At 68.2% G+C, this 22,513-nt stretch carries 19 protein-coding genes; 10 read left to right on the top strand and 9 right to left on the bottom strand.

The genetic code is table 11. From position 1 onward, the window contains the following. Window positions 1-643: 643 nt before the first annotated feature. A complete protein-coding gene (locus tag AC6EUH_RS13280) occupies window positions 644-1,879 on the bottom strand; it encodes a thiolase family protein (RefSeq protein WP_499738911.1) in 1,236 nt (411 codons plus the stop codon). Beyond that, window positions 1,872-3,296 (bottom strand): class I adenylate-forming enzyme family protein, encoded by a 1,425-nt coding sequence (locus tag AC6EUH_RS13275; RefSeq protein WP_499738910.1) that lies wholly within the window; start codon window positions 3,294-3,296, stop codon window positions 1,872-1,874. Before AC6EUH_RS13275 ends, AC6EUH_RS13280 begins: the two co-directional genes overlap by 8 nt. A 58-nt stretch (window positions 3,297-3,354) precedes the next feature. On the opposite strand from AC6EUH_RS13275, the gene ypfJ reads away from it, so the two are divergent. After that, entirely contained in the window at window positions 3,355-4,236 is an 882-nt protein-coding gene (gene ypfJ / locus AC6EUH_RS13270) for a KPN_02809 family neutral zinc metallopeptidase (protein ID WP_056434021.1), read from the top strand. A gap of 241 nt (window positions 4,237-4,477) precedes the next feature. On the opposite strand, the gene AC6EUH_RS13265 is transcribed toward ypfJ, so the two are convergent. The 6 genes from AC6EUH_RS13265 to AC6EUH_RS13240 all read right to left on the bottom strand — a co-directional run bounded on the left by AC6EUH_RS13265 (window position 4,478) and on the right by AC6EUH_RS13240 (window position 9,641). Continuing rightward, entirely contained in the window at window positions 4,478-4,810 is a 333-nt protein-coding gene (locus AC6EUH_RS13265) for a metal-sulfur cluster assembly factor (RefSeq protein WP_056434018.1), read from the bottom strand. 13 nt (window positions 4,811-4,823) lie between these two features. Next, entirely contained in the window at window positions 4,824-5,621 is a 798-nt protein-coding gene (gene sufC, locus AC6EUH_RS13260; RefSeq protein WP_056434015.1) for a Fe-S cluster assembly ATPase SufC, read from the bottom strand. 89 nt (window positions 5,622-5,710) lie between these two features. Beyond that, on the bottom strand, window positions 5,711-6,070 hold the full coding sequence (locus AC6EUH_RS13255) for a non-heme iron oxygenase ferredoxin subunit (RefSeq protein WP_056434013.1): 360 nt from the start codon (window positions 6,068-6,070) through the stop codon (window positions 5,711-5,713). Window positions 6,071-6,097: 27 nt separating this feature from the next. After that, entirely contained in the window at window positions 6,098-7,384 is a 1,287-nt protein-coding gene (gene sufD / locus AC6EUH_RS13250) for a Fe-S cluster assembly protein SufD (RefSeq protein WP_056434010.1), read from the bottom strand. Next, a complete protein-coding gene (gene sufB / locus AC6EUH_RS13245) occupies window positions 7,384-8,847 on the bottom strand; it encodes a Fe-S cluster assembly protein SufB (RefSeq protein ID WP_144670222.1) in 1,464 nt (487 codons plus the stop codon). The genes sufD and sufB overlap by 1 nt, the downstream gene beginning before the upstream one ends. Further along, window positions 8,847-9,641 (bottom strand): helix-turn-helix transcriptional regulator, encoded by a 795-nt coding sequence (locus AC6EUH_RS13240; protein WP_200913096.1) that lies wholly within the window; start codon window positions 9,639-9,641, stop codon window positions 8,847-8,849. The genes sufB and AC6EUH_RS13240 overlap by 1 nt, the downstream gene beginning before the upstream one ends. Before the next feature lie 215 nt (window positions 9,642-9,856). Here AC6EUH_RS13240 and AC6EUH_RS13235 point away from each other — a divergent pair, with 215 nt between their 5' ends. Genes AC6EUH_RS13235 through AC6EUH_RS13225 form a run of 3 tightly spaced genes read left to right on the top strand, consistent with a single transcriptional unit; the run spans window position 9,857 to window position 12,583 of the window. Further along, on the top strand, window positions 9,857-10,825 hold the full coding sequence (locus AC6EUH_RS13235) for an ABC transporter ATP-binding protein (protein WP_499738909.1): 969 nt from the start codon (window positions 9,857-9,859) through the stop codon (window positions 10,823-10,825). Then, window positions 10,822-11,631, top strand: coding sequence for an ABC transporter permease (locus AC6EUH_RS13230; protein ID WP_082492852.1), 810 nt, complete (start codon window positions 10,822-10,824; stop codon window positions 11,629-11,631). The genes AC6EUH_RS13235 and AC6EUH_RS13230 overlap by 4 nt, the downstream gene beginning before the upstream one ends. A gap of 7 nt (window positions 11,632-11,638) precedes the next feature. Then, window positions 11,639-12,583 (top strand): COX15/CtaA family protein, encoded by a 945-nt coding sequence (locus AC6EUH_RS13225; protein WP_056434001.1) that lies wholly within the window; start codon window positions 11,639-11,641, stop codon window positions 12,581-12,583. Window positions 12,584-12,759: 176 nt separating this feature from the next. Here AC6EUH_RS13225 and AC6EUH_RS13220 read toward each other — a convergent pair whose 3' ends face one another. Then, complete coding sequence (locus AC6EUH_RS13220) at window positions 12,760-13,722, bottom strand: heme o synthase (RefSeq protein WP_056433998.1); 963 nt, start codon at window positions 13,720-13,722, stop codon at window positions 12,760-12,762. 505 nt (window positions 13,723-14,227) lie between these two features. Here AC6EUH_RS13220 and tkt point away from each other — a divergent pair. The 6 genes from tkt (at window position 14,228) to pgl (ending at window position 22,494) form a co-directional block, all read left to right on the top strand. Beyond that, complete coding sequence (gene tkt / locus AC6EUH_RS13215) at window positions 14,228-16,345, top strand: transketolase (RefSeq protein ID WP_499738908.1); 2,118 nt, start codon at window positions 14,228-14,230, stop codon at window positions 16,343-16,345. 66 nt (window positions 16,346-16,411) lie between these two features. Then, window positions 16,412-17,542 (top strand): transaldolase, encoded by a 1,131-nt coding sequence (gene tal / locus AC6EUH_RS13210; protein ID WP_499738907.1) that lies wholly within the window; start codon window positions 16,412-16,414, stop codon window positions 17,540-17,542. Between the two features lie 5 nt (window positions 17,543-17,547). After that, complete coding sequence (locus tag AC6EUH_RS13205) at window positions 17,548-19,182, top strand: phosphoglucose isomerase-related protein (RefSeq protein WP_499738906.1); 1,635 nt, start codon at window positions 17,548-17,550, stop codon at window positions 19,180-19,182. A gap of 15 nt (window positions 19,183-19,197) precedes the next feature. Further along, window positions 19,198-20,760 (top strand): glucose-6-phosphate dehydrogenase, encoded by a 1,563-nt coding sequence (gene zwf / locus AC6EUH_RS13200; protein WP_499738905.1) that lies wholly within the window; start codon window positions 19,198-19,200, stop codon window positions 20,758-20,760. Continuing rightward, window positions 20,757-21,698 carry a glucose-6-phosphate dehydrogenase assembly protein OpcA gene (locus AC6EUH_RS13195; RefSeq protein WP_056433984.1) on the top strand — a complete coding sequence of 314 codons (942 nt, stop codon included), beginning with the start codon at window positions 20,757-20,759 and terminating at the stop codon, window positions 21,696-21,698. The genes zwf and AC6EUH_RS13195 overlap by 4 nt, the downstream gene beginning before the upstream one ends. After that, on the top strand, window positions 21,688-22,494 hold the full coding sequence (gene pgl / locus AC6EUH_RS13190) for a 6-phosphogluconolactonase (RefSeq protein ID WP_056433982.1): 807 nt from the start codon (window positions 21,688-21,690) through the stop codon (window positions 22,492-22,494). The genes AC6EUH_RS13195 and pgl overlap by 11 nt, the downstream gene beginning before the upstream one ends. Window positions 22,495-22,513: the final 19 nt, after the last annotated feature.

Raw genomic sequence — 22,513 nt, 5'->3', positions numbered from 1 at the left:
TTTCCCCGGGCTGCGGTTCCATATCGAAGCCATGGTCCACCAGACCGCGCGGTTTCGGCTTTTCGATTTTGCTCCTCCGCGGCTGTGGCGGCGCAGCTCAGCGGTAATCAGACGGAGGAACTCGGCGCCGTTGAGGAGCCCCGTCATGCCGTCGCGAGTGGTGCGTGCCCTGAGGTCACTGGTGGGCTGTGCGTTGCTCAGCGCAGCCATGCTGAAGGACACAACCAGCAGAGGCGCCATGATGCCCAGAGTGGTAACGGCCAAACCAATGCAGGCAAGGCATACCGTTTCCGGTGCTGAACAGGATCAACGCGGCACACCACCAGGCGCTGTACGCGGAACACGTCTGACGGAAAGCGCTCGGCAAACCTTAGCGTCGGATATTTCACTTTTCACAAGCCCTCCCTAATAGCGCGGAACCACTGGACATGCCGTCCCCAGCGCGCGGCCAGTGGACATAAGCCCAGTATGTCCACTGCCCGGGTCCAGGACTGAGCATGTCCCAAGGTGCGCTGAGCGGGACATGCTCTCCGCAGCTCCCGAGCGGGGGACATGCCCTCCCCAGCGCGCGGCCAGTGGACATAAGCCCAGTATGTCCAGTGCCCGGGCCCAGGACTGAGCATGTCCCAAGGAAGCGCAGCAGCTAGGAGAACCGCCGGTACTCCAGCAGCGCTGCGGTGCCCATTCCTCCGGCGATGCTGATCATGGCCAGCGCCAGTTGCCCCTCGACCGGGCTGCGCCGAGCCTGCGCCAGCAGCCTGGTGACCAGCACCGCGCCGGACGCGCCGTAGGCGTGGCCCAGGGCCAGCGCGCCGCCGTCGAGGTTGGCCCGTTCCGGCGGGATGCCCAGCTGGTCCAAGCACGCAATGGTCTGGGAGGCGAAGGCCTCGTTGAACTCGACCAGTCCCAGCTCCGCGGCACGAACGCCGCATCGTTCCAGCAGCCGTTCGGCAGCCGCGGCCGCCCCGATGCCCAGCAGCCGCGGGTCAACGCCGGCCGTGTCCGTTCCCAGCACCAGCAGGCCGTCGCCGGCCCCCAGCTCGCGGGCGCGTTCCACCGACGTGATGACGACGCCGGCCGCACCGTCCGCGTCGAAGCAGGAGTTCCCCGCCGTGACGGTGCCGCCCTCGGCGAAAACGGGCGGGAAGCGTGCGAGCACGGCCTCCGTGAGGCCCCGGCGCGGCCCGTCGTCGGAAGTCACCGTGCCGCCGTCGGTACCACCAGCGCCGTCCGGTCCGGCAACCCCTGCGAGCTGCACGATCTCGGCGTCGAAGGTCCCCGCGGCGGCGGACGCCAGTGCCCGCCGGTGGCTGCGCAGCGCCACCGCATCCTGCCGCTCCCGGCTGATGCCGAAGTGCGCGGCCACATTCTCCGCGGCCACTCCCATGTCCGGATCGCCCAGGCCTACGGGGACAAACTGCGCCCGGGTGAAGAAGTCGGGGACACCCCCGGCGCCCCGGCGGGCACGCAGCGGCGCCGTGCTGATGCTCTCCACACCGCCGGCCAGATACAGCCCGCCCCCGCCGGCGGCCACGAGGCCGGCGGCCAGCACGATCGCGTCCAGCCCGGAGCCGCACTGACGGTCCACCGTGACGCCGGGGACGCTGACCGGAAGCCCGGCCTCGAGGGCTGACAGCCGGGCCACGTTTCCGCCGCCGCCCACGGCGTTGCCGATTACGACGTCGGCAACCGACTCCGGAGCCGCGCCGGTGTCGGCCAGCAGGGCACGGAGCACGGGGGCGAGCAGTTCATGGGCGGGGACCGCCTTGAGTGCGCCGTTCGCCCGGCAGATGGGGGTGCGCCGGGCGGCAATGATCACCGGCTGCCGTTCCTCCGGCAGGGTGGCCAGCGCGGCGGATTGCGGCTGCCGCTCAGCCAAGGCGCCGGATCCGGGAGTCGTTGCGCGCAATCCAGTCGAGGAGCAGTTCCCGGCTGAGTTTGCCGCGGTCCGTCAGGGGCAGTTCGGCCAGGGCAAAATACTCCAGCGGCCGTTTGTTCCGCGCCAGCACGTCCTCAACGCCGGCCTTCAGCTGGGTGGCAGTCACCCCGCCGTGCGAAGGCACAATGCCGGCCACCACCTTCTGCCCGCGGAGATCGTCCGCCAAACCGGCCGCCACGGCGGCGGCCACACCGGGGACGGAGGCCAGCGCCAGCTCCACCTCGTGCGGGTAGACGTTGGTGCCCGCCGTGATGATCATGTCCGAGCGGCGGCCCAGCATGTGCAGGGTCCCGCCGTCGAGGTAGCCCTGGTCCCCCACCGTGTGCCAGCCGTCGAAGCTCTGCAGGGCCTGGCCGTCGTCGCCCCAGAGATAGCCGTCGCTGACCATCCCGCTGCGGACGCAGATGTTGCCGTCAGTGCCGTCCGGCAGCTCGGCGCCGTCGTCGTCAAGGATGCGGATCCCGACGCCGGGGAACGGCTTCCCGATCGCTGCTCCGCGTTGCTCGGGCTGCTGCCCGGGCCGGAGCCCGGCCCCGGAGACAAAGCTGAGTTCCGAGGCGCCGTAGTATTCAAAAATGGTGGCGTTGGGCGCCCAGCGGCGGGCAGCTTCAAGGGTCCGCGCGTCCAGTTTCGAGCCGGCACAGATGATGGTCCGGATGCCTGAGGCGTCCACACCGCCACTGAGCCCCCGTTCGCTGAGGAGCCGGAGCATCGTGGGGACGAGCACCAGACGGGTGATCCCGTCATGGCTCACCGCGGCGTGGGCGTCGCCGACGTCGAACCGCGACAGGGTATGGAACTCCGAGCCGGCGTACAGGCATTCGGCCAGGGCATAGAGATTCAGGCTCGCCGCGAGCGGCCCGGGCGCCAGGGTCTTGTCGTCCACCGCAAGGCCGAAGAACTGCACCGAGGCGTCGAAGGACAGCTGCCAGGAGCGCCGCGTGCGGGTGAACGCCTTGGGGACGGACGTGGTGCCGGATGTCAGTCCGATCAGGAATGTCGTGTCCGGGAGCCCGTCGGCGAGTTCCAGCCCGGCCGCGGGTTCTGAAGGGGTGCTGGCGCCCGACGCGGCCGGCACGGCGTCGCGGATCCGGTCCCTGATTCCGTCCTGGAGCTGCTGCGGCCACAGCGGGTCCAGCACGGCGCATTGCCGCTCCCCCGCGACGGCGGCTGCGAACGTGGTGGCGAAGTGCAGCGAGTTCTCCTCGGACAGCATGGTTACGGCGGGAGTGTCCGGCAGCAGGCCGGCGGCCGTGTCCCGCAGCTCTTCCCAGCTCAGGCGCTGCCCGTCCACGACGACGGCGGTTCCGTCGGGGCGGTCATCGGCCCAGCGCTGGAGTCTGTTGAGAAAAGGCATCGGACCAACTTTACCGGGCCGGAACCCCCGCCCAACAGGGACGCGATATTGTGACAGCATGAGTTTCAATGACAATGTCCAGCTGGACCCCTCGCAGGTCCAGGACCGTCGCGGCATGGGCCGCGGCGTCAAAGTCGGCGGCGGGATCGGCGGCGGCATCGTCCTGCTGATCGCGGTCCTGCTCGGCATCAATCCGGGCATGCTGGAAGGCCTGGGTGGCACCACGCAGGACCCCGGGGCCCAGGGCACCGCCCCGGCCTGCACTACCGGGGCCGACGCCGACGCCCGGCTCGACTGCCGCATCACTGGCACGGTCAACAGCCTGAACGCCTTCTGGCCGGCCTACCTCGCCCAGTACAACAGGCAGTACCCGCGGCCGGACACGGTGATTTTTGATGAGGCCACCAACACCGGCTGCGGCGCCGCCACCTCGGATGTGGGCCCGTTCTACTGCCCCGCGGACACTACCGCGTACTTTGACCCGGGGTTCTTCCAGGACCTCGTGGATCGATTCGGGTCCTCCGGCGGGCCGCTCGCGCAGGAGTACGTCGTCGCCCACGAGTTCGGGCACCACGTGCAGAACGTGCTGGGCAGCCTCGACCGCGCCCAGCAGGACCCGAAGGGACCGGAATCCGGTGCCGTCCGCGTGGAGCTGCAGGCCGACTGCTATGCCGGACTCTGGGTCCGCTACGCCACCACCACCGAGGACCCCGCCACGGGCCAGCCGTTCCTGGATCCGCTGACGGAACGGGACCTGCAGGATGCCCTCTCCGCAGCCTCGGCTGTGGGAGATGACCGGATCCAGGAGGCCGCGACGGGTCGGGTGTCACCGGAGGCCTGGACCCACGGCTCCAGCGCCCAGCGGCAGAAGTGGTTCTACCAGGGGTACACCACCGGCGACATCAAAAAGTGCGACACGTTCGCCGTCGCCAGTCCCTAGCCCGTCCGTTGCTCCGTAACTGCCGTTTTGGGCTGCCATAAGGGCGGTTGCGGAGCAGTCGATGAAACGACGACGGCGGCCGGTCACCTTCCATGGAGGGTGACCGGCCGCCGTCGTTTCATGTCAGGGGCCCCCGCCGCCTGGGCCCACGTTCCCGAGGGGCCCCAAGCGAGCGTGCGAGTTTGGGGAGGTAGCGGGGAGGGTTCCCTGGCCGAAGCGGAGCGAGGCTGTGAGGCGGGACCTAGATGTTGAAGCCGAGGGCGCGCATCTGGTCGCGGCCGTCCTCGGTGATCCGCTCCGGGCCCCACGGCGGCATCCACACCCAGTTCAGGCGCCATTCGTCGACGACCCCGTCCAGGGCCTTGCCGACCTGCTCCTCGATGACGTCCGTGAGCGGGCAGGCGGCCGTGGTGAGCGTCATGTCGATCAGCAGGGCGCCGTCGTCGTCTGAGTACTTCAAGCCGTACAGCAGGCCGAGGTCAACGATGTTCACGCCCAGTTCAGGGTCGATCACATCCTTGAGTGCCTCTTCGACATCCTCGAGGCCCGTGCGGGCCACATTGAGTTCGGTCATCGTGAAGTCCTAACTAGGCCTGGGCTGCAGCGTCAGCGGCAGCAATGGTGGCTGCCCCTGCGCCGGTGGCGTAGCGGTCGTAGCCTTCTTCTTCGAGGCGGTCGGCGAGTTCCGGGCCGCCCTCTTCGACAACCTGGCCGTCAACGAACACGTGCACGAAGTCCGGCTTGATGTAGCGCAGGATCCGGGTGTAGTGCGTGATGAGCAGGGTGCCCATGTTGCCTTCGGCGTGGGCGCGGTTGACACCCTCGGAGACAACCTTGAGTGCGTCAACGTCCAGGCCGGAGTCGGTCTCGTCGAGGATGGCGAACTTCGGCTTGAACAGCTCCAGCTGGAGGATTTCGACGCGCTTCTTCTCTCCGCCGGAGAAGCCTTCGTTGACGTTGCGCTGCGTGAAGTCGGCGTCGATGCGCAACTGGGCCATGGCGGCCTTGACGTCCTTGGTCCAGGTGCGCAGCTTGGGTGCTTCGCCGTCGATGGCCGTCTTGGCGGTGCGCAGGAAGTTGGTCATGCTGACGCCGGGAACCTCGACCGGGTACTGCATGGCCAGGAACATGCCGGCGCGGGCGCGCTCGTCGACGCTCATCGCGAGGACGTCTTCGCCGTCCAGCGTGATGGTGCCGGAGGTGACGTTGTAGCGCGGGTGCCCGGCGATGGTGGACGCCAGGGTCGACTTGCCGGAACCGTTCGGGCCCATGATGGCGTGGGTCTCGCCGGTCCGGATGGTCAGGCTGACGCCCTTCAGGATTTCCTTCGTGCCCTGCTCGGTGTCAATGCTGACGTGCAGGTCCTTGATCTCAAGAGTAGACATGTGCCTTGTTCTCCTCTGCACCGCGCCCTTCGGCACTGTGCGGTTTCTTGTCGATAAGTTCTGTAGTGCGGGTTGCCGGCTGCAGGCAGCTAGCTGAAGTTCGGGGCCTCGGCGCCGTTCAGGACGTTGGTGAAGTCCACGTAGACCTCGTCGTCCAGGACGGTCACGGCAAAGACGGGGACCGGATCGTAGGCCGGCAGCTGGAGCGGCTCGCCGCTGCGCAGATCGAACTGGGAGCCGTGGCCCCAGCACTCGATCATGCAGCCCTCCACCTCGCCTTCGGAAAGGGAGATGTCCGCGTGCGAGCAGGTGTCCCCGATGGCGTGGATTTCGCCCATCGAGTCCTTCACGATCGCGACAGGGTAGTCGTCGACCAGGATCCGCAGCGCCTGCTTGAGTTGGATCTCACTGGCGTTGCAGACGAGCTCGCCTCTTGGCTGTTCAGTCATTGATGGTTTCCCGTGCTTCTGTGATGGCTAATGATTCGTTGCCGCGAGTTCGCGCTCGACAGCGGCCGTGAGGCGCTCCTCGATGGCAGGAACCTTGATCTTCTGGATGATCTCGTTCAGGAAGCCGCGGACCACCAGTCGGCGGGCCACCTCTTCCGGAATGCCGCGGGCCATCAGGTAGAACAGGTGCTGGTCGTCGAAACGTCCGGTGGCGCTGGCGTGGCCGGCGCCGGCGATCAGGCCGGTCTCGATTTCCAGGTTCGGCACGGAGTCGGCGCGGGCGCCGTCGGTGAGAACCAGGTTGCGGTTGGCCTCGTAGGTGTCGGTGCCTTCTGCTTCCTTGCGGATCAGGACGTCACCCACCCAGACGGTGTGCGCGTTCCGGCCCTGCAGTGCGCCCTTGTACAGGACGTTGGACTTGCAGTTGGCGACAGCGTGGTCCACGAAGAGGCGCTGCTCAAGGTGCTGGCCGGCGTCGGCGAAGTACAGGCCGAACAGTTCCGCTTCGGCGCCGGGGGCGGTGAAGCGGGCCGAGGGCGTGACCCGCACGAGGTCGCCGCCGAGGCTGACGACGATGTGCTTGAACTTGGCGTCCCGGCCGAGCTTTGCCTGCTGGGAGGACGCGTGCACGGCGTCGTCGTTCCATTCCTGGAGCGAGATGACGGTGAGCTGCGCGCCGTCCTCCACGAGGATCTCGATGTTCTCCGAGACGACGGCGGTGCCCTGGTGGTCCAGGACAACGACGGACTTGGAGAACTTCTCCGCGACAATCACGACGTGCTGCGCGGAAGCCGCGGTGCCCTGGCCGGTCAGCAGGACGCTGACTTCGCCGTCGGCCTGGACCTCGGCCGGAACCGTGATCACGGTGGCTTCGGTGAAGTTCTCCCAGGCGTTTGCGGAGACGCGGTCCTCGGGGATCGCGGCGGAGCCGATCCGGCGGTCGTCGCGGCCGACGGTTTCCACGATGACGTTGTCCGGCGCGGTGACGCTCACGGACGGCGCGGCGCCGTTGAGAACCTCGGTGTGGAGGCCGCGGAGGCGCTTGAGCGGGGTGAACCGCCAGTCCTCTTCCATGCCGGTGAGCGGCTTGAAGTCCGCCAGCTTGTAGGAGGTCAGGCGACCGGCGCGTGAGCTGTCCGGAACGCCGACGCCGCCGCCGTGCGAGTGCCGCTTGACGGCCTCGCCGGCCAGCGGGGACTTGGACTCCGCGGCGTTCAGCGGTGAAAGGCTCTCGCCTTCCTCGGTGAAACCGTTGATGAACGGCTGGGCTGACGGCGCGCCGATGCGGGCCTTTTCAGTAGTGATGTCAGTCATTAACCGACCGATCCTTCCATCTGCAGTTCAATCAGGCGGTTCAGCTCGAGCGCGTATTCCATCGGCAGCTCGCGGGCAATCGGCTCGATGAAGCCGCGGACGATCATCGCCATGGCCTCGTCTTCGCGCATGCCGCGGGACATCAGGTAGAACAGCTGCTCTTCGCTGACCCGCGAGACCGTGGCCTCGTGTCCCATGGTGACGTCATCCTCGCGGATGTCGATGTAGGGGTAGGTGTCCGAGCGGCTGATGGTGTCCACCAGGAGCGCGTCGCAACGGACCGTGTTGGCCGAGTGCTTGGCGCCTTCGCGGACCTGGACCAGGCCGCGGTAGGCGGCACGGCCGCCGCCGCGGGCCACGGACTTGGACACGATCGAGCTCTTGGTGTTCGGCGCGATGTGGACCATCTTGGAGCCGGTGTCCTGGTGCTGGCCTTCGCCGGCGAAGGCGATGGACAGCGTCTCGCCCTTGGCGCCCTCACCCACGAGGTAGACGGCCGGGTACTTCATGGTGACCTTGGAACCGATGTTGCCGTCGACCCACTCCATGGTGGCGCCCTCTTCGCAGATGGCGCGCTTGGTGACCAGGTTGTACACGTTCGTGGACCAGTTCTGGATAGTGGTGTAACGGACGCGGGCGCCCTTCTTCACAATGATTTCCACGACGGCGGAGTGCAGCGAGTCCGAGGTGTAGATCGGTGCGGTGCAGCCTTCGATGTAGTGGACGTAGGAGTCCTCATCGGCGATGATCAGCGTCCGCTCGAACTGGCCCATGTTTTCCGTGTTGATGCGGAAGTATGCCTGCAGGGGAATGTCCACGTGGACGCCCTTGGGGACGTACACGAAGGAACCGCCGGACCAGACGGCCGTGTTCAGCGACGCGAACTTGTTGTCGCCCACCGGGATGATGGTGCCGAAGTACTCCTGGAAGATCTCCGGGTGTTCCCGCAGTGCGGTGTCGGTGTCCAGGAAGATGACGCCCTGGGCTTCCAGGTCCTCGCGGATCTGGTGGTACACCACCTCGGACTCGTACTGCGCGGCGACGCCGGAGACCAGGCGGCTGCGCTCAGCTTCCGGGATGCCCAGCTTCTCGTACGTGTTCCGGATGTCCTCCGGGAGGTCCTCCCAGGTGGCGGCCTGCTTTTCCGTGGACCGCACGAAGTACTTGATGTTGTCGAAGTCGATGCCGGAGAGGTCCGCGCCCCAGGTGGGCATGGGCTTGCGGTCGAAGTACTTCAGGCCCTTGAGGCGCAGGTCCAGCATCCACTCCGGCTCGCTCTTTTTGGCCGAAATGTCGCGGACAACGTCTTCGTCGATGCCGCGGCGGGCGTTGGCCCCGACGTCGTTCTTGTCGGACCAGCCGTACTCATAGGTTCCGATTCCGTGGAGCTCGGGATTCTTTTCCAGAATCTCCGAAATCACAGTGGATTCAGCAACCTTCTTCTCTGATAGTTGGTCCGTCATCACGGCCTTTCTTGCAGATGGTTGGATACTTCGTCCAGGTTGCCCGGGGTGGCTGCGGGGCTGTGAGGCCCCCTGGCCGCCGGACGTCCTGTAGGTATGTGGGTGGTGCAGACGTGGCCGCCGCGCGCCAGGGTGGAAAGCCGGCGGACATCGACGCCGACGAGGCGGGCGAACACCTCGGTCTCCACGTCGCAGAACACGGGGAACTGCGCGGCCAGCTGCTGGATGGGGCAGTGACCCTGGCACAGCTGGACGCTGGAGAGCGCCGCCGGCAGGGGTGCTTTGGCTTCGATCGACGCCGTGGACGCCACGAACCCGTCGCGGCTCAGCGCTTCCGAGAGTGCCTGCGCCCGGGCGGTGATGTCCGGGCCGGCGGCGTTGATCTCCGGCGCGTAGCGGCGTTCCATGTCGCCGAAGCGTTCGACGGCGAACTGCCGCACGGCGTCGGGGCCGGCCATTTCGCCGAGGCGCTGCAGCGCCAGGGTGGCGATGTCCAGGTAGTCGTTGCCGAGCGTGGACTGGCCCTGGGAACTGAGCACGTAGCGGCGTGCGGGGCGTCCGGCGCCCGCGCCGGCGCGGGTGGCGCGCTTGACCTCGATCACCCCGTCGCGTGAGAGGTGGTCCAGGTGGCGGCGGACCGCGGCGGGAGTGAAACCGAGGAGGTCGCCCAGTTCGGCGGCGCTGATGGGGCCGTGCTCCAGGACGGCGTTCAGGACGCGGTCCCGGGTGCGCTCCTCGGGGTCGACTGCCGGAAACGCGGTCGCGGCGCGCGCAACGACCGACTCGAGTGCCACGGACTCCACTGAGTCGCCTGCCTCCGGCGGCACGGCTGATGCCGCGCGCGGGCGAACGCGCCCGGAAGCGACAGACGTTGAGGGGCTCATGGAATACACAACACAATCATGTCGTAATTTAGTCCCCCGTTCCAGTAAGGCATGGCTATCTCCCGCGAGGGGCCCGTCCGGCCGCCCGCCGGAACGCGACGTACTACATCCCGTAGAATGCTGTGGTGCGATCCCCCGAATCCCCCGTCCTGTCCATCAGCGGGCTAGTCAAGGATGTTGGTCCACTGCCCACCCTCGACGGCAAGATGCTGCGGGTGGTCAGCGGCCTTTCCCTCGTCGCCGAACGCGGCCAGGTCACTGCCCTGCTGGGGGCCAACGGCGCCGGCAAAACCACCACCATCGAGTGCGCCCAGGGGCTGCAGAAACGCACCCACGGCAGCATCAGCCTCCTGGGCGAGGACCCGGACACGGCCGGGGCCGGACTGCGGTCCCGGGTGGGTGTGATGCTGCAGGACGGCGGGCTGCCGCCGTCGGCCCGCCCCATCCCGCTCCTCAAGCATATTGCCGGCATGTACCAGAACCCGTGGCCGGTCGGGGAGCTCATTGACCGCCTAGGCGTCGGGGCCTTCAGCCGCACCTCCGTGCGGCGCCTCTCGGGCGGGCAGAAGCAACGGCTCGCCCTCGCGGCCGCACTCGTGGGCAACCCCGAGGTGCTTTTCCTCGACGAGCCAAGCGCCGGCCTGGACCCGCAGTCGCGCCAGCTCGTGTTCGGGCTCATCTCCGAACTCCGGAACCGCGGGATGGGCATCGTCCTGACCACGCACCTCATGGATGACGCCCAGCGCCTCGCCGACTACGTCTACATCATCGACGCCGGCCGCAACGTCGCCGAGGGGACAGTCGCGCAGCTCCTGCAGCACCCCCTGCCGCCCGACGCCGGGGAACAGCACATCCGCACGCTGCTGTTCGAGGCCGACCCTGGTCTGGACTTCACCGGCGTGCTGCCCGACGGCGTGGACGTCACCGAAGCGCGGGCCGGCAGCTACGCCGCCACCGGCGCCCTCACCCCCGCCGACCTCGCCGCGATCACCGCCTGGTGGGCGGCCAGGGGCATCATGCCCCGCTCCCTGAGCCTTGAGGCACGCAGCCTGGAGGACGTCTTCCTCGACATCTCCGGAAGGGAGATCCGATGACCCGCGACAGTGCCGCGCTGGGGAGCGCGCCTTCGGGCAGCGCCCTGCCGGCCCGACCCCTGGGCGGTGCGCCGGCCCCGCTGCTGCGTCGCATCGTGCTGCAGGGCAGGTACGAGACCGCCACCATGCTCCGGAACGGCGAACAGCTGATCCTGGCGGTCGTGCTGCCGTTGCTGGCCATGGTGGGCCTGACGGTCACCCCCCTGCTGGACGGGTTCGGCGCAAGCCGGATCAATGTCGCCGTGCCGGGCATCCTGGCGTTGTGCGCCATGTCCACCGCGTTCACCGGCCAGGGCATCTCCACCGGTTTCGACCGCCGCTACGGGGTCCTGCGCTTCCTCTCCACCACTCCCCTGGGCCGCACCGGGCTGATCGCCGGAAAGGTCCTGGCGGTCCTCGCGGTGCTGTCCCTGCAGGTGCTGGTGGTCACGGCCGTCGCCTTGACCCTGGGTTGGCAGCCGGATCCGCAGGGCTGGGCTCCGGCGCTGGCTGTGCTGGTGCTGGGTGCGGCCGCCTTCACGGCGCTGGGTCTGCTCGTTGCGGGCACCGTCCGGCCGGAAGCGACCCTGGCCATCACCAACCTGCTGTGGATCCTGCTGGGTGCCCTCGGCGGGATCGTGATCCCCGCGGAGAAGCTGCCCGCCCTGCTGCAGTCGATCGTGCACTTCCTTCCCTCCGGCGCCCTGGGACAGGCAATGCGGGACGCGTTCCTGTCCGGCAGCGTCAACCCTGGTTCCGTCCTTGTCCTGCTGCTCTGGACGGCGATTGCCGGCGGCGCAGCAACCCGTTGGTTCAAATGGAATTGAGAAAACTGTGAGCACGGCCTCCCGCCCTCCCCGGACCGCTACCCGCACCATCGCCTGGCTACCCGTCACCGTCGACAAGACAGTGAAGCGGCTGGCGGTGCTGTCCCTGATCGGCCAGACGATGCTGATCGTGACCGGTGGCGCCGTCCGCCTCACCGCCTCGGGCCTGGGCTGTCCCACGTGGCCGCGCTGCACCGACGCCTCGCTCGTGAACACCCCGGAAATGGGGATCCACGGCATCATCGAATTCGGCAACCGCCTGCTGACCTTCGCCCTGGCGGCCATCGCCGTGACGATGCTGGTGTACCTGTGGAACCTCCGCAGGGAACGCCGCGACCTCTTCCTGCTGGCCCTGGCACTGCTCGCCAGCATTCCGGCGCAGGCCATCATCGGCGGCATCACGGTGCTGACCCAGCTGAACCCCTGGGTAGTGGGGCTGCACTTCCTGGTCTCGATGGCCCTTGTGGTCGTGGCCACCCTGCTGGTCAACCGGGCCTACGGGCGGACGGGGAAGTTCCGGGTGGCCGAACTGCCTGCCCTGCCGGGCGTCGCGCGCCCGCTGATGACCGCCGTCGCGCTGTTCTCCGCCCTGGCCGTGTGCCTGGGGGTGGTGGTCACCGGCGCCGGCCCGCACGCAGGCGACGCCGACGCGCCGCGCAACAACCTGGACTGGGACCTCTTCTCGCACATCCACGCCGTCCCGGCGTACCTGGTCACCGCAGGGGCGCTGTTCGCGCTGTACCTCGTCCTCCGTGACCGGATCACCGGCCCCTTCCGGACCGCCGTCGTCATGCTCCTGGGCGTCACGGTGCTGCAGGCCGTCATCGGCTTCACGCAGTACTACAACGGCATCCCGGCGCTCCTGGTGGGGGCGCACATGCTGGGGTCGGCCCTGCTGATGAGCGCGGCAACGAACGCCGCCGACCTGGCCCGCAGCAGCCCGGTCAAGTAGGCCGGCCACTCAGGCCGGCCACTCAGGCCGGCCACTCAGGCCGGCCACTCAGGCTGGCCGCTCAGGCCGGACGCTGCCCCCCGGATTGAGTCACAGCACTGTCCACAGACAGAAGCACCCCGGTCCGATTGGGCCGGGGTGCTTCTGTCTTGTCTCGGGGAGTGCGTGCCGCCTGCCTAGCCGCCCATGATGGCGGAGCCGACGAACGGGTCGACGGCGAGGGCGATGAAGAGCAAGGTCAGGTAGCTGATGGAGCCGTGGAAGACCTTCATGGCGCCCTTGTTGGACACGTCGCCGGCTTGCGCGCGGTTGTACAGCGCGTGCGATTCGTAGAGGAACCAGGCGCCCGCGAGCACGGCGGTCACGGTGTAGACCCATCCGGCGCCACCGGCCGGTACCAGCAGCAGCGAGCACGCCACCATGGCCCACGCGTACAGGACAACCTGGACCGAGACCACCTTGGCGCCGGCGATCGCCCCGAGCATCGGCACGTTGGCGTTGCGGTAGTCCTCGCCGTACCGCATGGACAGCGGCCAGTAGTGCGGCGGGGTCCAGAGGAAGATGACCATAAACAGGACAATCGCGGGCCACTCGACCGTGTTGGTGACGGCGGCCCAGGCAATGAGCACGGGGAAGCATCCGGCCGCCCCGCCCCAGACGATGTTCTGGGCCGTGCGGCGCTTGAGGATCATCGTGTAAATGACCACGTAGAAGACAATCGCCCCCAGCCCAAGCCAGGCGGCGAGCGGGTTCGCCCCGAACCAAAGGATCGCGATGGCCGCCGCTCCCAGCAGCCACGAGAAGACCAGCGCTTCGCGCGGTGTGACCTCACCCGTGACCAGGGGACGGTTCTCCGTGCGGTGCATCAGCTTGTCGATGTCGCGGTCAAGGTAGCAGTTGAACGCGCCGGCGCTGCCGGCGGCGAAGGCACCGCCCACGAGGGTCGCCAGAATCAGGCCGATCGACGGGAAACCGCGCTCCGCGTAGATCATGGTCGGCAGGGTGCTGACCAGCAGGAGTTCGATGACACGGGGTTTTGTGAGCGCCAGATAGGCCTTGGCTTTGCGGCCGAAGCCGATTCTTCCGCGGATGGGCGAAGCGGTCAGCGGCGTATCTGTTGTGCTCACGGTGGCAGTCACTCTGTTCTGTCTGGCTGTTCAGTCCGGCTGGTTCAGCAACGCGGGTTGCATTTCGGAGGGGTCCGCGCGCAGCGGACGGGCGTGTCCCTCGCCCCGTTGGTAGCCACGAACCATCATACCGTGCGGGCGCGCGACGAGGCGTCCCGTGAACCCCCGCCGCTGCAGCGGCATGATTCGAACAGGTAAACGCAGGCTCACCGCTGTCGCGGACACCGGTGATTCATATAAGCGTAAAACCCGTCCAATTGGTGAGATATACAGCACCAGGCAGGCGGAATGGGGCTAAGCTGTCAGCAGATCAGCGTGTACGACCACGGCCAAAAACGGCCGCCCTGCTTTCTGCAGTATCTGCGGAGGTGCGTTTGCACACGCGACTGAATGATAGATCAACGTTTCGATGGTGAACGGCTGGTACGTACCGCAGCGGGCACCGAACTGTGCCCCGGGCGGGACTGACCAGACCTCTGCCGTCAGCACAGAGAGGGGCCCGGTTTTCGTGCCACATTTGGAAGAGCAAGAACTGTCATGGACCAGCTTGGACCAGCGCGCCGTGGACACCATCCGTGTCCTGGCCGCCGACGCCGTCGAGAAGGTCGGTAACGGCCACCCCGGCACCGCGATGAGCCTGGCTCCGGCCGCTTACCTGCTCTTCCAGAAGCTGATGCGGCACGACCCGCAGAACCCCGACTGGCTGGGACGCGACCGGTTCGTCCTCTCCCCCGGCCACACCTCCCTGACGCTGTACATCCAGCTCTTCCTCTCCGGCTACGGCCTGGAACTGAAGGACCTTGAGTCGCTGCGCACCTGGGGCTCGCTGACCCCGGGCCACCCGGAGTACAAGCACACCAAGGGCGTCGAAATCACCACCGGCCCGCTGGGCCAGGGCCTGGCATCCGCCGTCGGCTTCGCGTACTCCCAGCGCCGCCAGCGCGGATTGTTCGACGCCGACGCCGCCGAGGGCACCAGCCCGTTCGACCACACCGTCTGGGTCATCGCGTCCGACGGCGACCTCCAGGAAGGTGTCACGTCCGAGGCGTCCTCGCTCGCCGGACACCAGGAGCTCGGCAACCTCGTGGTGATTTACGACGAGAACCACATCTCGATCGAGGACGACACCGACATCGCCTTCACCGAGGATGTCCTGAAGCGCTACGAAGCCTACGGCTGGCACGTCCAGCGCGTCGACTGGACCCGCACCGGGGAGTACAAGGAGGACGTGCAGGAACTGCACGCCGCCCTGCTGGCCGCCAAGGCCGAGACGGGCAAGCCCTCCATCGTCTCGCTGCGCACTATCATCGGCTACCCGGCCCCGAAGAAGCAGAACACCGGCAAAATCCACGGCTCCGCCCTGGGCTCCGAGGAAGTCGCCGCGCTGAAAAAGGTCCTCGGCTTCGACCCCGAGCGGTCCTTCCAGGTGGACGACGACGTCCTGGCCCACGCCCGTGCAGCCGTGGACCGCGGCGCGGCCGCCCGCAGCGCATGGCAGGAGACCTTCGAAGCCTGGCAGTCCAACAACCCCGAGGCCGCCGCCCTGCTGGAGCGTGTCGAGGCCCGCAAGCTCCCGGCCGAACTCGACTCCGCCCTCCCGGTCTTCGAAGCCGGCAAGGACGTCTCCACCCGGGCCGCCTCCGGTAAGGTCCTGAACGCGATCGGCCCGGTCATGCCGGAACTGTGGGGCGGCTCGGCCGACCTCGCCGAGTCGAACAACACCACGATCGAGGGTTCGCCGTCGTTCATCCCGGCCTCGCGCTCCACGGAGGCCTGGAAGGGCAACCCCTACGGCCGCGTGCTGCACTTCGGCATCCGCGAACACGCCGCCGCCTCGATCGTCAACGGCATCAGCCTGCACGGCCGCACCCGCGCCTTCTCGGGCACCTTCCTGATCTTCAGCGACTACCAGCGCCCCGCGATCCGCCTCGGCGCGCTCATGGGCGTCCCGTCGCTGTACGTCTGGACGCACGACTCGATCGGCCTCGGCGAAGACGGACCCACCCACCAGCCCGTTGAGCAGCTTGCCTCGCTCCGCGCCATCCCGGGCCTGGACGTCGTCCGCCCGGGCGACGCCAACGAGGTCGCGGCCGCGTGGAAGGTCATGCTCGAGAACCACGAGAACCCGGCCGGCATCGTCCTGACCCGCCAGAACATCCCTACCTACGCCCGCGGAACAGGCGACGCCGACGGCGACACGTTCGGCTCCACCGCCGGCGTCGCGAAGGGCGGCTACGTCCTGGCCGAAGCCTCGGCCAACGGCAAGACCGCCGAGGCCCGGGTCATCCTCATCGGCACCGGCTCGGAGGTGCAGCTGGCCGTCAACGCCCGCGAAGCGCTCCAGGCCGAAGGTATCCCCACCCGCGTCGTCTCCATGCCGTGCGTGGAGTGGTTCAACAAGCAGGACGCCGCCTACCGCGAAGCGGTGCTCCCGGCTGCAGTCAAGGCGCGTGTATCGGTCGAAGCCGGGCTCTCGCTGGGCTGGAGGGAATTCGTCGGCGACGCCGGCCGTTCCGTCTCCCTCGAGCACTACGGCGCGTCGGCGGACTACAAGCGACTGTTCCAGGAATTCGGCATCACCGCGGAGGCCGTTGCCGCCGCCGCCAAGGAATCCCTCGCCGGACTTCCGGCCTGACCCAAACTCAACGCTTTCCGGGCCGCCGCCACCTGTCGGCGGCGGCCCCAGACTTCAGGAGTGACCATGACCACCACCCCCACCGCGACCCCCACGCAGTTGCTCTCCGACGCCGGTGTCTCCATCTGGCTCGATGACCTGTCCCGCGGCCGTCTCAGCACGGGCACGCTGCGCAAGCTGATTGAAGAGAAGAACGTTGTCGGTGTCACCACGAACCCCAGCATCTTCCACGCCGCCATCACCACGGGCCACGACTACGACGCGATCATCGCCGCCCAGGCCGCCGCCGGCGCCACGGTCGAAGAAACCGTCTTCGAGATCACCACCACCGACGTGGCCGACGCCTGCGAACTGTTCGCCCCCGTCGCAGCCGCCACCAAGGGTGTTGACGGCCGCGTGTCCATCGAAGTTGACCCGCGCCTCGCCTGGGACACCGCCGGCACCATCGCCGAAGCCAAGCACCTGTACAAGAAGGTCAACAAGGACAACGTCCACATCAAGATCCCGGCGACCCTGGAGGGCCTCGAAGCCATCACGGCGACCCTGGCCGAAGGCATCAGCGTCAACGTCACGCTGATCTTCTCGCTGGAACGCTACCGCGCCGTCATCAACGCCTTCCAGTCCGGCCTGGAGCAGGCCAAGGACAACGGCCACGACCTCTCCCGGATCCACTCGGTGGCGTCCTTCTTCGTCTCCCGCGTGGACTCCGAAATCGACAAGCGCCTCGACGCGATCGGCACCGACGAAGCCCGCGCCCTCAAGGGCAAGGCCGGCCTGGCCAACGCCCGGCTCGCCTACCAGGTCAACGAGGAGCTCTTCTCCACCGAACGCTGGGCCCTCCTGGCCGACGCCGGCGCACTCCCCCAGCGTCCGCTGTGGGCCTCCACCGGGGTCAAGGACCCGGCGTACCCGGACACGCTGTACGTCACGGAACTCGTCGCCCCCGGCGTGGTGAACACCATGCCGGAGAAGACCCTCGACGCCACGTTCGACCACGGCACCGTCACGGGCAACACGATCACCCGCGGTTATGACGACGCCAACGCCACGCTGAACGCCCTCGATGCCCTCGGCATCTCCTACAACGAGGTCGTCGCGGTGCTCGAGTCCGAAGGCCTCGACAAGTTCGTGGCAAGCTGGAAGGAACTGCTGGCCGACGTCGAGGGCGCCCTCGCCGCTGCACGGAAGGACGCATAGTCCCCATGACCACTCTCAGCTACGACGCCACGGGCGCCGCCCGCCTGGCCCACGAACAGCACCTGCCCGCCCTGCTGGAGGACAAGGTCGCCACCCGGATCTTCGCCAAGGACCCCACCCTGTGGGGCCCAGACGCCGAGGCCGAAGCGTCCGTCCGGCTCGGGTGGGTCGAGGCGGCCACAGTCTCCCAGCCGCTCGTGGCGGACATCCTCGCCCTCCGTGAAGCCCTGCGGGCCGACGGAGTCAGCCGGATCGTCTTGTGCGGAATGGGCGGATCCTCACTGGCCCCCGAGGTCATCGCCGGAACCGCCGGCGTCGAGCTGACCGTGCTGGACAGCACGGACCCGGAACAGGTCGCCGCCGCCCTCGCGGACCGGCTGGCCGAAACGGCGATCGTGGTGTCCTCGAAGTCCGGCTCCACCCTGGAGACGGACTCGCAGCGCCGGATCTTCGAGCACGCCTTCACCGAGGCGGGTCTCGATGCGAAGAGCCGGATCATCATTGTCACCGATCCGGGTTCACCGCTGGACAAGGCCGCCCGCGAGGCCGGCTACCGCGCCGTCTTCAACGCCGATCCCAATGTCGGCGGCCGCTACTCGGCGCTCACCGCGTTCGGGATGGTGCCGTGCGGCCTGGCCGGCGTGGACGTCCAGGCGTTCCTGGACGAAGCGGAGGAGGCTGCCGAGGTCCTCAACGAGGACGGCGAGGAGAACATCGGCCTGGCCCTCGGTGCGGCGCTGGGCGGCACGAATCCGCTGCGCGACAAAATCGTCATCGCCGAGGACGGCTCAGGCATCAAGGGCTTCGCCGACTGGGCCGAACAGCTCATCGCGGAATCCACCGGCAAGCTCGGCACCGGCGTACTCCCGGTCGTTGCCGGCCCGGCGTCGCCGGAAACCACGCTGGGCGCCCCCGATGTCCTGGTGGTCCGGCTCGTCGCCGCGGACGCCGACGTCGAACTCGGCGAGAACGAGGTCGCGATCGCCGGCGGCCTGCCCACCCAGATGATGACGTGGGAGTTCGCCACCGCTGTAGCGGGGCGCCTGCTGGGCATCAACCCCTACGACCAGCCCGACGTCGAGGCCGCCAAGGTGGCCGCCCGCGGGCTGCTGGACGCCCAGCCGGAACCGACGCCCGCAGCGTTCACCGACGGCGCCATCGAGGTCCGCGGCGGCGACTGGCTTGGCTCCGCCACCACCGCGGCCGGGGCGGTCAGCGCCTTGCTGGGCGAGCTCGGACCGGACAGCTACCTGAGTGTCCAGGCCTACTTCGACCGGCTCGCGTACGCTCCGCTGGAAGGCGTCCGGGACCAGCTGGCAGCCGTCAGCGGCCGTCCGGTGACGTTCGGCTGGGGCCCGCGCTTCCTCCACTCCACCGGGCAGTTCCACAAGGGCGGACCCGCGATCGGCGTCTTCCTGCAGGTGACGGCCGCGGCCGCCGCCGACCTGGCCATCCCTGACCGTCCCTTTAGCTTCGGCGAGCTGATCTCGGCCCAGGCCGCCGGCGACGCGCAGGTCTTGTCCGATCACGGCCGTCCGGTCCTCCGCCTGCACCTCACGGACCGGGCAGCCGGCGTCCGCCAGCTGCAGGACCTTGTCGCCACGCTGGCCGGCCAGGCTGTTCCCTCCACCGAAAGCTAAGGCACCAACGCAACCATGCCAGAAAAACTCAACGGCGGCAGGAACACGGCCGGCCGGGGGCGCAATCCGCTCCGGGACCCCCGTGACCGGCGCCTGAACCGTATTGCGGGACCGTCGTCACTGGTCCTGTTCGGGGTCACGGGGGACCTCGCACGCAAGAAACTCATGCCGGCCGTGTACGACCTGGCTAACCGCGGGCTGCTGCCGCCGAGCTTTGCCCTGGTGGGCTTCGCCCGCCGGGAGTGGGACAACGAGGACTTCGCGGCCGAGGTGAAGGAGGCCGTCAAGACCTACGCCCGCACTCCGTTTGATGAAACGGTGTGGGAGCAGCTCGCGAAGGGCATCCGCTTCGTGCAGGGCGAGTTCGACGACGACGACGCCTTCAAGCGGCTGTCCGAAACGATCGACGAACTCGATGAGCAGCGGGGAACACGCGGCAACCACGCGTTCTACCTGTCCATCCCGCCGAACGCGTTCGAGCTGGTCTGCCGGCAGCTGTCCAAGCACGGCCTGGCCCAGGCCGAGGGCGACAAGTGGCGGCGCGTGGTCATTGAGAAGCCCTTCGGCCACGACCTCGAGTCCGCGCGCCAGCTCAACGACATCGTGGAATCGGTCTTCCCGCAGGACGCCGTGTTCCGGATCGACCACTACCTCGGCAAAGAAACGGTGCAGAACATCCTGGCGCTGCGCTTCGCCAACCAGCTCTTTGAGCCGCTCTGGAACGCAAATTACGTTGACCATGTCCAGATCACCATGGCCGAGGACATCGGCACCGGCGGCCGGGCGGGGTATTACGACGGCGTGGGCGCGGCCCGCGACGTCATCCAGAACCACCTGCTGCAGCTCCTGGCGCTGACCGCCATGGAGGAGCCAATTTCCTTCAACGCCGATGACCTCCGGGCCGAGAAGGAAAAGGTCCTCGCCGCCGTACGGCTCCCCGATGATCTCTCCACCCACTCGGCCCGCGGGCAGTTCACCGGCGGCTGGCAGGGCGGCGAAAAGGTCGTGGGATACCTGGAGGAGGAGGGCATCCCCGCCGATTCGAAGACGGAGACGTTCGCCGCGATCCGGGTCGACATCAACACCCGCCGCTGGTCCGGGGTGCCGTTCTACCTGCGCGCCGGCAAACGGCTGGGCCGCCGGGTGACCGAGATCGCGGTGGTTCTCAAACGCGCCCCCAACCTGCTCTTCACCGACCACGGCGAGGACGACTTCGGCCAGAACGCCGTGGTGATCCGGGTCCAGCCCGATGAAGGCGCCACCATCCGCTTCGGGTCCAAGGTTCCCGGCACGCAGATGGAGGTCCGTGACGTGACCATGGACTTCGGCTATGGGCACTCCTTCACGGAGTCCAGCCCTGAGGCCTACGAACGACTCATCCTCGATGTGCTCCTGGGAGAGCCGCCGCTGTTCCCCCGGCACGCCGAGGTGGAGCTGTCCTGGAAGATCCTGGATCCGTTCGAGGAGTACTGGGCCAGCCTCAATGAACAGCCCGAGCCATACGTACCCGGAAGCTGGGGGCCCGCCTCCGCCGACGAGTTGCTTGCCCGTGACGGACGAACCTGGAGAAGGCCATGATCGTAGATCTTCCCGATACCACCACCTCCAAGATCTCCAAGAAGATCATGGCGCTGCGCGAGCAGGGCGGCGTGATTGCCCTGGGCCGGGTGCTGACCCTCGTGGTGGTCACCAAGTCCGGCCTCGAAGAGGAAGCCATCGAGGCCGCCAACGAGGCCAGCCGCGAGCACCCCTGTCGGATCATCGTCCTCGCCGACGCCGGGGCCAGCGCCCCGACCCGGCTCGACGCGCAGATCCGGGTGGGCGGCGACGCCGGGGCGTCCGAGGTCATCCTGCTCCGCGGCTACGGTGAACTCGCGGAGGAAAGCGAATCCCTCGTCGCGGCCCTGCTGCTGCCGGACGCGCCGATCGTGGCCTGGTGGCCCCATGGTGCGCCCAAGAACGCCTGCGAGACGTCGATCGGGCGGATCGCGCACCGGCGGATCACCGACTCGGCCAACGAGGCCGACCCGCAAGGGGCGCTGGAAAACATCCGCCGCACCTACAAGGCCGGCGACACGGACCTCGCCTGGACCCGCCTGACCAACTGGCGGATCCAGCTGGCAGCGGTCCTGGACCAGGTGGACGGCTCGCCCGTCACCGCCGTCGCCGTCGAAGGCGCCTCGGACTCCCCCAGCACCATCCTGCTCGCGGCCTGGCTCACGCTGGCGCTCGACGCGCCGGTCACGATCGTCGCTGACCCCGCAGGGACCGGTATCCGGCGCGTGCGGCTCACCCGGACGGCCGGCGACGTCCAGCTCTTCCGGCCCGGCCTCACCGTGGCGGAGCTGACCCAGCCCGGCCAGCCCGTCCAGCGCATCTCCCTGCCGCGCCGAAGCCTGAAGGACTGCCTCGCCGAAGAGCTCCGCCGGCTCGATCCGGACGAAGTGTTCGGCGAAGTGATTACTATTGGACTGCCACGTACCAATCTAAGGAGTGTCCGTCCCAGTGAGCGCTGACCCCAGAGTAAGCATCCATCCCGACTCGACCGTCCTCATGGCTGCCATCGCGGCCCGCCTGATCACCAAGCTGGTGGACATCCAGGACAAATACGGCGAGGCGACGGTGGTACTTACCGGAGGGTCGATGGGCATCGGCTCGCTCAAGGCCGTCGCCGAATCACCGGCGTTCTCCGCTGTCGACTGGTCCAAGGTCAACTTCTGGTGGGGCGATGAGCGCTTCGTTGCAGCCGACGACCCGGAACGCAACGCCCGCCAGGCCCACGAGGCGCTCCTCTCACGTATCCCGGCCGACCCTGCACGGATTCACGTCCCCGGGTCCGCTGACGAGTTTGGCGCACCCGAAGACGCGGCCGCGGACTATGCCGCGAGGCTCCGTGACGCGGCAGCCGCGGAACACGCTGCGGACATGTCCGATGACCGCCCGGAGCACCCGGCCGCCCTGCCCCGCTTCGACATCGTCCTGCTCGGCGTCGGGCCCGACGCGCACGTCGCGTCGCTCTTCCCCGAGCAGGCCGGGATCCGGGAGAAGGAACTCTCCGTTGTGGGGGTCCGCAACTCCCCCAAACCCCCGCCGCTGCGGATCTCCCTCACGCTGCCGGCCATCAACACGGCGTCGGAAATCTGGATGGTCGTGGCCGGCGAGGACAAGGCTGGGGCTGTGGGCCTGGCCCTCGCGGGAGCCAACCCGGTGCAGGTGCCGGCCGCCGGCCCGCGCGGCCGGAACGAAACACTCTGGCTGATTGACGAAAACGCCGCTGCCCGGGTGCCGGAACAACTGGTCCGAAAGGGCTGACCCGGAACGGCTGTCTTCT

This window comes from Arthrobacter sp. 001422645, assembly GCF_059816125.1.
This window is presented reverse-complemented; position numbering and strand designations above follow the sequence as displayed.

What these genes read in the sequence shown, in the direction of transcription:
- zwf (WP_499738905.1), top strand. Translation starts at nt 19,198, where the DNA reads ATGCCAGAAAAACTCAACGGCGGCAGGAACACGGCCGGCCGGGGGCGC.
- AC6EUH_RS13265 (WP_056434018.1), bottom strand. Translation starts at nt 4,810, where the DNA reads ATGACCGAACTCAATGTGGCCCGCACGGGCCTCGAGGATGTCGAAGAG.
- AC6EUH_RS13275 (WP_499738910.1), bottom strand. Translation starts at nt 3,296, where the DNA reads ATGCCTTTTCTCAACAGACTCCAGCGCTGGGCCGATGACCGCCCCGAC.
- sufC (WP_056434015.1), bottom strand. Translation starts at nt 5,621, where the DNA reads ATGTCTACTCTTGAGATCAAGGACCTGCACGTCAGCATTGACACCGAG.
- AC6EUH_RS13195 (WP_056433984.1), top strand. Translation starts at nt 20,757, where the DNA reads ATGATCGTAGATCTTCCCGATACCACCACCTCCAAGATCTCCAAGAAG.
- AC6EUH_RS13255 (WP_056434013.1), bottom strand. Translation starts at nt 6,070, where the DNA reads ATGACTGAACAGCCAAGAGGCGAGCTCGTCTGCAACGCCAGTGAGATC.
- sufB (WP_144670222.1), bottom strand. Translation starts at nt 8,847, where the DNA reads ATGACGGACCAACTATCAGAGAAGAAGGTTGCTGAATCCACTGTGATT.
- ypfJ (WP_056434021.1), top strand. Translation starts at nt 3,355, where the DNA reads ATGAGTTTCAATGACAATGTCCAGCTGGACCCCTCGCAGGTCCAGGAC.
- tal (WP_499738907.1), top strand. Translation starts at nt 16,412, where the DNA reads ATGACCACCACCCCCACCGCGACCCCCACGCAGTTGCTCTCCGACGCC.
- AC6EUH_RS13205 (WP_499738906.1), top strand. Translation starts at nt 17,548, where the DNA reads ATGACCACTCTCAGCTACGACGCCACGGGCGCCGCCCGCCTGGCCCAC.
- sufD (WP_056434010.1), bottom strand. Translation starts at nt 7,384, where the DNA reads ATGACTGACATCACTACTGAAAAGGCCCGCATCGGCGCGCCGTCAGCC.
- AC6EUH_RS13230 (WP_082492852.1), top strand. Translation starts at nt 10,822, where the DNA reads ATGACCCGCGACAGTGCCGCGCTGGGGAGCGCGCCTTCGGGCAGCGCC.